At 64.4% G+C, this 5,830-nt stretch carries 6 protein-coding genes; 1 reads left to right on the top strand and 5 read right to left on the bottom strand.

Annotated elements, in window-relative coordinates:
* Positions 1 to 699 (bottom strand): MBL fold metallo-hydrolase (locus tag ACRDUX_RS07975; protein WP_526412679.1); only part of this gene is annotated, 699 nt, incomplete at its 3' end.
* A gap of 269 nt (positions 700 to 968) precedes the next feature.
* On the opposite strand from ACRDUX_RS07975, the gene ACRDUX_RS07970 reads away from it, so the two are divergent.
* Entirely contained in the window at positions 969 to 3,776 is a 2,808-nt protein-coding gene (locus ACRDUX_RS07970) for a helix-turn-helix transcriptional regulator (protein WP_526412677.1), read from the top strand.
* 105 nt (positions 3,777 to 3,881) lie between these two features.
* On the opposite strand, the gene ACRDUX_RS07965 is transcribed toward ACRDUX_RS07970, so the two are convergent.
* The 4 genes from ACRDUX_RS07965 to ACRDUX_RS07950 form a co-directional block, all read right to left on the bottom strand.
* Positions 3,882 to 4,682, bottom strand: a complete 801-nt coding sequence (locus ACRDUX_RS07965) for a DUF1206 domain-containing protein (RefSeq protein WP_526412675.1) — start codon at positions 4,680 to 4,682, stop codon at positions 3,882 to 3,884.
* A 114-nt stretch (positions 4,683 to 4,796) separates the two neighbouring features.
* Positions 4,797 to 5,207 carry a hypothetical protein gene (locus tag ACRDUX_RS07960; RefSeq protein WP_526412673.1) on the bottom strand — a complete coding sequence of 137 codons (411 nt, stop codon included), beginning with the start codon at positions 5,205 to 5,207 and terminating at the stop codon, positions 4,797 to 4,799.
* Positions 5,208 to 5,312: 105 nt separating this feature from the next.
* Positions 5,313 to 5,492, bottom strand: coding sequence for a DUF6131 family protein (locus tag ACRDUX_RS07955; protein ID WP_526412671.1), 180 nt, complete (start codon positions 5,490 to 5,492; stop codon positions 5,313 to 5,315).
* 52 nt (positions 5,493 to 5,544) lie between these two features.
* On the bottom strand, positions 5,545 to 5,830 hold a 286-nt coding region (locus ACRDUX_RS07950), incomplete at its 5' end, for a CsbD family protein (RefSeq protein ID WP_526412669.1).

The raw sequence follows: 5,830 nt of genomic DNA, 5'->3' as shown, positions 1-5,830 counted from the left end.
GTCATCACGAGTTCGGTCCTTGTGACCGGCGACTACCGCGGCGGGCTGCAGGGCGGCCACGGTGTCGATCGCGTCGAGCCAGCGCACGATGCCATCGCCTGCGGCTTCTCGAAGGTATTGATGGACGTTGTTGTAGATCACGTCGCCGGCGACCACCAAGCCGATGGACGGTACGTGCAAGACGGTGGTGTCGTCGGTGTCGGTGTGGCCGACTTCGACGGCAATCAGTTCGTATCCCTCGAGACTGAACCTGTTGTCCACCGGAGGACTGGCGAGTACGGGCGAGTCTGGAATCTGTCCAGGAAATTGCGCATCCCATATGGCGGAGCGCAACTTTGGTGAGCCGTGCTGCTCCATCAGGGCGATGGTGCCGGGGGTGGCCAATGCGGTGGAACCGGGAAAGCGGCGTAAGAGCGGCGCAGTCCCGAACCAGTGATCGCCGTGGCCATGGGTCACATAGATGTGCGTGAGACGCTTTCCGCTGGCCTCGACCCAGTCGGCCACCGCCGAGGTTTGCTCGATCGTCATGGGCGGGTCCACCAGCACGGCATCGTGGACTCCGCTGATCAGCGTCGTGGTCATCGGAGAGAACATCCGCCGATCCCCGTTGGGCACCAGCTCCGAGGTGTTCACCGGAATGGGCTCGGAGACATGGGTCTGATAGGTCAGCCGCCCGACCATCTCGTGGTTCGTGCTCACGATCGAATGCCCTTCACTCGTCATCCCGGGTCCGATGCTCCCTGAACTGCAACGTTTCTCACGAAGATTCGTGGTCCATGCGACGAGGTTAGAACCGGCGGGTTTGGCAGACATCCCACGAATGCATGAGATCTATTCCGCAGACCCCCAGTCCCATGTGCGGCCTCCAGCGGTGATCGACGTCCCCGTCATCGCCCCGACTTCGGCGTCGCTGGCCTTCGGCTTGTTAGGCTGAAGGCTCCTTCCACGATGAGAGCCGGGGGACGGCGGTGGAACTCCCAGAACTGCACGGCCGCGACAGCGAGCTGGCGATTCTGAGTCAGCATCTGGATCACGTCAAGACGGGTGTCGGCGCGGTGGTGTTGGTCGAGGGCGCCCCCGGCATGGGCAAGAGCCGGCTGCTCGACGAAGTGGCAAACCGGGGCCGGCGTCAGAGGATGTTGGTCGGCTGTGGAGCCGCCATGCAAGGCGAGAGCGCCGTCGAGTTGTCCACTCTGATCGAAGCACTCTTCGGCGGAACCGAGCCCATTCTGAGCCGTTCGACCCTCGATGATGCACGACCGCTGCCCGAACAGCGCTACTGGCTGCTGCAGGACATCCAAACCCTGCTCGAGAGAAGGGCATCGACGTCGCCGCTACTGGTGTGCGTCGATGACATGCATTGGGCAGACAATGGCACCGCCACCGCGCTCCGTCTGCTGCCGGCCCAGCTTGCCGCGTTACCCATCGGGTGGGTGATCGCATCCCGGCCAGGCCAAGGCTCGCGACACGTGCTCAACGCGTTGGAGGCGCTGGAGCAGCTCGGTGCTCACAAGATGGTGCTGCGTCCCATCGACCGCGGCGCAGTCGTCGAGGTGATCAGAGACGTCCTGAAGGCAGAACCCGACGAGGCTCTTCTTGCGATGACCGAGCGTGCAGTCGGCAATCCGTTCCTCCTGGTCGAGTTGCTCGTGGGGCTACGGGATGAGCAATTGGTCACCGTCACCGACGGCCGGGCTGCGTTGGTTGCGGCGCAGCTACCGAAACGGGTGCGCGAGACGATGCAACGACGGCTCGGGCGGTTGCCCGAGGGTGCGCGTCGGACGGCGCTGATGGCCTGCGGCCTCGGCGCGACCTTCTCAGTCGGAGATTTGACTGCGTTGAGCGGCGCGCCCGCCTCGGCCTTCGTGGTGCCGGTGGAGGAGTTGATCCAGGCGGACATGCTGGTCGAGCACGGCGACCGGCTTGCCTTCCGGCACGACCTCATCCGTGAAGCCGTCCGCAACAGCTTGCCGATCTCGGCCAGGCGGGGCCTGGACCGTCAGGCCGCCGACGTTCTGCTGGCTCGCGGCGCTCTGCCGGTCGAGGTGGCCTACCAGCTCGCCGACAGCGCCGACCCCGGCGACGACGTCGCGATCGAGACCTTGTGCAAGGCCGCCGAAGCGCTCGCGACGACGGCACCCGACACTGCCGCGACCTACGGCCAGCGTGCTCTCGAGCTTGCCCCGCCCCGCCATCCCCTTCGCGGCCAGCTCGTCGCGTTGACCGCGGTGCTGCTGCATGCAGCAGCACGCGACGCCGAAGCGAAGAGTTTCGCCGACACTGCGCTGCGCCTGACGCTGCCCGCCGAACAGGAAGCCGAGGTGCGGCACAGCATTTCGACCATGTTTGCACTCTCGCCGGATGTGCGCGCCGACGCCAGCCGCCAAGCGCTCGCCCTCACAGGTGTCTCACCGCGCCTTGTCGCGCGCAATCACGCCCAGTTGGTCTACAACCTGGTGGTAGCAGGCCGCACCCCGGAAGCGCACGCCGAGCTGCCACGAGCCAGGGCCAGTGTGGCCGACGGCGTCGATCGGACCGCCGAGTTCATCCTGACGATGACCGAAGGTGGCCTGGAGTACGTAGGGAATCAGTTTCAGCGTTCGCTGGCGATGCTTGAAGGTTCGTTGCGGGCCGAGTCGGGAGCGGTCGACCGCGATCAGGGGCAGGTCGTGCGGCAATGGCGATGCGAAGTGCTCACCGTGATGGACCGCGTCGACGAATCGTCCCTGGCGGCGTCCGACAGTATCGTTGCGGCACAACGCGACCGCCAACGTTGGGCATTGCACTTGTTCGAGACGTGGCGCGGACGTCTGCTGCTTCAGATGGGCCGACTATCGGATGCCGCCGCTGTACTGGAGGGTAGCTTTCCCGTTCACGACGACACTGTGATCGTGGGTGTCCTCGACGCGGCGGGGGTGGTCGCGCTCGGCCGGGCGGCGCTGCACATGGGAAACGCCCGTCAGGTGCGGCAATCAGCACAGCTAGCCCACTCGATGCTGGAGCAGAGTGTCCCTGGCGTGCGCCGCCACGCGGCCTGGCTGTTGGCGCTGCACGCGATGGCGGAAAACGATCCCGTGCAAGCACATCGACTGTTGTGTGACGTGACAGAACGTGATGGCGCACCGATCTTGCCGCTATTTCCCATGGATGTCACCGACGAAGTCAACATGGTTCGCATCGCGCTCGCCGTCGGAGACCCGAAGCTCGGCGAGGAAGCCGAGGCCGCCGCGCGGAGCCGTCTTCAGCTCAATCCCGGCGTACCGAGCATCGCTGCGACGGCGGCGCATTCAACCGGTCTGCTCCACGAAAGCCAAGACGATCTGGTGAACGCGGTGGCTCTCTTCGACAGTGGCCCAAGGCCGTTGGCGTTGGCATCAGCGCTGGAAGACCTCGGCAGATACCACGTTTCCCACGACGACCCATCATCCGGGATAGCCGACTTCAATCGAGCGCTGAGTCTGTACGTCGACGCCGGCGCCGAGTGGGACGCCGCCCGGGTCCGCCGTCGACTCCGTGCTCTAGGAGTTCGACGTCGGCTGCTATCGGCGCCTCGACCTCAGTCGGGATGGGACGCATTGACGGATTCCGAGCTGAAGGTGGTGCGCTTGATCGCGGCAGGCCGGACGAATCGCGAAGCCAGCGAACAGCTGTTCGTGTCGCCGCACACCGTCAGCAGCCACCTTCGCCGAGCCTTCTCCAAGCTCGACGTCAATTCCAGGGTGGAACTCGCACGACTCGCCGCCGACCACGACCAAGCGGCCGACGACGATCGCTAGACAACGAAGCGCGACACATCCTCGAACGCCTGCTGACGGCGGAGGCCGTTCTGCGACCCGTCACGACGCTTCGCAGGCTGAGTACGCGGAGATGCCAAGTGCGAGCTACATCTTGGTGTACCGAGCCATGGCGAAGCTATAGAGACCGTAAATGACGATTCCCAGGCCGGCGGCGATCAGAAGTGTTGCCCCGAAGGGTTGGGCTCCCAGTGTCTTCAGCGCTCCGTCGAGTCCGGTTGCCTTGTCGGGCTGGGAAAGGGCTGCGGCGACGATCACGAGTGCCCCGGCCGCTGCGATGACGAGACCTTTCGCGATATAGCCGATGAAGCCGAGTCGCCGCACCAAATCGCTGGGCGAGCCTTTGAGGTCATCGAGGAAGGTGCGGCTAGCGCCCTTGTAGACGTGGTATCCACCGACGGCGACGATGACGACGCCGGCGACGATGAGTAGGACGGTTCCGGTGCCGGTGTCCATGAGCCGAGCGCTGAGCCCGGAATTCTGGGCGCCGGTGGATTTCCCTGCGCCGCGGGCGAATCCGAGAGTGGAGTAGGCGAATCCCAGATAGACGACGGCCAGTGCGAAGGCCTTTGCCCGATCCAGGATTTCAGGCGCGGCGCCCTGGCGTTTCGGATCGGTGGAACGTCCGAGCGCTGTTTCAGCAAGCCGCCACAACGCCATGACCAGGAGAGCGATCGTGGCCGCCCACAGCGCGATGATGCCGCCAGGCTTGGCTGACAACGCCGCTAACGCTCCAGATTGATCGGCGCTCCCGCCCCCGGTACCCAGCGCAATGCGGATCGCGAGATAGCCGATGATGACGTGGAGCAGACCGCTGACGACATACCCGGCTCGGGCGACGTGCTCGAAGACGCTGTTCTGGGCGAGGGCTGCAGCAGTGGTCGTCATATCACGCCTGGTTTAACTGTTGCGGCAGTTTAACTTTGATGATGGTGATGAGGCATGCCGCTAGACAAATCTCGTCCGGAGCTGGGAGCTCCTTGATGGTGAGTTGCGCCGGGTTCATCGGGAGCCGGTCGTGGGTTGTGGCTCATCGTGAGCGGTCCGTGTGTCGGGTGCTGAAGATGCCGGGTCCAGAGCGTCGGCGCGGTCGAACTGTTCGTTGAGGTCCTCGCGGGACGTGACGGCCTCACTGCGGTGACCGGCGGCCTGCTGTTGCAGCCCCTTGGCTTGGGCTGTCTTGACGTCGGCTTCGGCCTGAGCCGCGCGGGCCTTGGCGGCAGTCTCGTCGGCGAGCGCTTCGCGCTGCTTGACGTGCCGGTCTTCTACTCGCGCCTGATCGCGGATCGTTTCAGCTTCGTCATGGTGGTGCTGGCTGCGCCTCTTTCGGACGATCCAAGCGAGAGCGGCGAGAAGCAACAGAGCAGCGAGCACGAGACAGACGATCAGGACGGTGGTACTGGTGGCGGTCATGTTCATTCCTTTGAGTTGGCGGCGGGATGGTACGACCGTCGCTGCACGACAAACTGTTGCCGCGCAGCGGCAGTCGACGTATCAGCCGTGTGAATGCGAAACGGTCTAGTAGTAGTGGCGGCGGCCGCCGACGGCGTGTCCCATCCGTCCGACCACCATCAGAATCAGACCGACAACGAGGAGGATGACCCCGATGACGACGAGGATGTGGGCGAAGGCGAACGTCGGGACGAGGCTGGGCAGGACGAGTCCGAGGACGATGAGGACGATTCCAAGAACGATCATGACGTGTTCCTACTTTCGATGGGGTTGTGCAGAAGTACGTGGGAGGTGGGGGTCAGTGTTTGAAGACGTCTTTGAGCTTGGCCCCTGACTGTTTGGCGTTGCCCTTGGCCTGATCGACTCGGCCCTCGGTGCGGAGGCGCGTATTGCCGGTGGCGCGGCCCAAGAACTTCTTGGCGGCACCCTTGGTCGCTTCGGCTTTGTGGGCGATCTTCTTACCGATACTCACGGCGGGTTCCTTCGTTCGTTGATTGCCAAATGAGAAGTCGAGACGGGTCCATGAATTCGGCTTTCGCCTTGAGCCGAGAAGTTCCCCATCAATGAGAGCGTCGGTCCGGCGT

Source organism: Mycobacterium sp. (genome assembly GCF_050701675.1).
Lineage (GTDB): Bacteria > Actinomycetota > Actinomycetes > Mycobacteriales > Mycobacteriaceae > Mycobacterium.
The sequence above is the reverse complement of the archived record's forward strand: the minus strand, read 5'-3'. Positions and strand labels throughout refer to the sequence as shown.

What these genes read in the sequence shown, in the direction of transcription:
- ACRDUX_RS07965 (WP_526412675.1), bottom strand. Translation starts at nt 4,682, where the DNA reads ATGACGACCACTGCTGCAGCCCTCGCCCAGAACAGCGTCTTCGAGCAC.
- ACRDUX_RS07955 (WP_526412671.1), bottom strand. Translation starts at nt 5,492, where the DNA reads ATGATCGTTCTTGGAATCGTCCTCATCGTCCTCGGACTCGTCCTGCCC.
- ACRDUX_RS07960 (WP_526412673.1), bottom strand. Translation starts at nt 5,207, where the DNA reads ATGACCGCCACCAGTACCACCGTCCTGATCGTCTGTCTCGTGCTCGCT.